The organism is Anoxybacillus sp., assembly GCF_036834105.1.
Lineage (GTDB): Bacteria > Bacillota > Bacilli > Bacillales > Anoxybacillaceae > Anoxybacillus.
The window spans coordinates 1-1,506 of the sequence record NZ_DAITON010000239.1 but is presented as its reverse complement, the minus strand read 5'-3'; the positions used below and the strand labels follow the sequence as shown (position 1 = coordinate 1,506).

Here is a 1,506-nt window from a genome sequence, read left to right as displayed (position 1 = left end):
GAATTTCCAATTTCGATGATTTTTCACCTTGACATATTACCGCAGGACTTCATTTCTATTTTCATTGTACCATATTCACGAATGGAAAAGCGAAAAATACGAACAAATATTCTATAAAAAAACCTGCCCATATGGACAGGTTTACGACTGTTTTTGCTTTTCTACCATGCGTTTAGCATATAAAAATCCGACGATAAGCGACGCTACATCAGCAACAATTTCATACAATTGATCCGTATATCCTTTCACATACGATGCTACGAGCAACGCGACAGTAAGCAACGTTCCGACATAATGGTTATACGTCACCCGCGTAAATAAAATAACTAGCAACGCCGGTACAATTAACGCTAACAAAAACCACATATTATCCCTCATCTCTTACGAATAACAGTCCAAGCTCGTGATGTTCGCCTTCAAATAAAGCCGATTGCGCAAAGCGAACTTCTCCGCTCTCGTTTAATACCTCTAGCTTACAAAATGCACGATTATGTTGCAATGCTGCATAAAATTCATCTTCCGTCACGACCGGTATACCGTTTACCTTCACAATTACTTCTCCGACCGAAAGCGCCATTTTATGTGCTGGCGTATCCGGCAACACGCCTAAAATGACAAGCCCATTCGCTCGTTTTGTAAAATACGGAGGCCGCTTTTGTTCATACAATTTCGCTGATAAAGCAATCCATTCCCTCCATAAAATAGCGACAACTGCAACAACGATCGCTAGCGGCTCCCACCAGTAGCTAGCAATCGCTAGCAAACTAACAACCGTAGCGAGCCAACCGATGCGCTTTGCGGTCCATTTCGCTATATGAGTAGGCATGCTCGTTTGCACGCGTTGAGAAAAGCCAAGTAAAAACGGCACGAGAACAAATGAATACGCATCACCGCCTGAAATCATTGGCCACCACGCTGCAAACGGCGTCACTCCCTCCCCTGGAACAGGAATAATAAAAGGTACGAGCCAAAGACGTTGCATCATTTGTTCACCGATGACGAGTCCCCGCTTACTCGTTACAAGCCGCGGCGAGCTAAGCTCTGCTCCTTCGCGGTGAACAAGCCACATTTCGATAAACAAAAGCAACCCGATTAAAAGCGCGACGGCGGTCACATTTGTTTCCGTCATCTGAGGGAAAAAACGATCAAAAAATGGCTTCGCCCACTCCATTTGCGCAAAAAAACTAACAGTAAATATGACGATGCTCCCGATATATGCAGCCGATAAAAGCCGGAGCTGCATAGTAAAACTGCATACGATCGTCACAATCGCCCAAAAAACGAGCGTATCGTTCGGAATGACAAGTCCAACGCCAACGGTTACAATTGAAAAAACAACCGCAAACCAACTGCGTGAACGAACGATAGCACGAAGCTCACGAGAAGAACGATAGACACGCGTATGAAAATCGCGCCGCTCGCGTTGCACACGGCGCCAGCCGATAAACGAAGCAAATATGATCGCATAATATAACAACGGTTGCAGCCAAAACGTTCCGAATGCTT

At 45.0% G+C, this 1,506-nt stretch carries 2 protein-coding genes; both read right to left on the bottom strand.

The features are described from left to right. Nucleotides 1-141 precede the first annotated feature (141 nt). Nucleotides 142-366, bottom strand: a complete 225-nt coding sequence (locus V7Z64_RS13335; protein WP_003397333.1) for a CsbA family protein — start codon at nucleotides 364-366, stop codon at nucleotides 142-144. A gap of 1 nt (nucleotide 367) precedes the next feature. Next, nucleotides 368-1,506 (bottom strand): PDZ domain-containing protein (locus V7Z64_RS13330; RefSeq protein WP_334110763.1); only part of this gene is annotated, 1,139 nt, incomplete at its 5' end.

What these genes read in the sequence shown, in the direction of transcription:
- V7Z64_RS13335 (WP_003397333.1), bottom strand. Translation starts at nt 366, where the DNA reads ATGTGGTTTTTGTTAGCGTTAATTGTACCGGCGTTGCTAGTTATTTTA.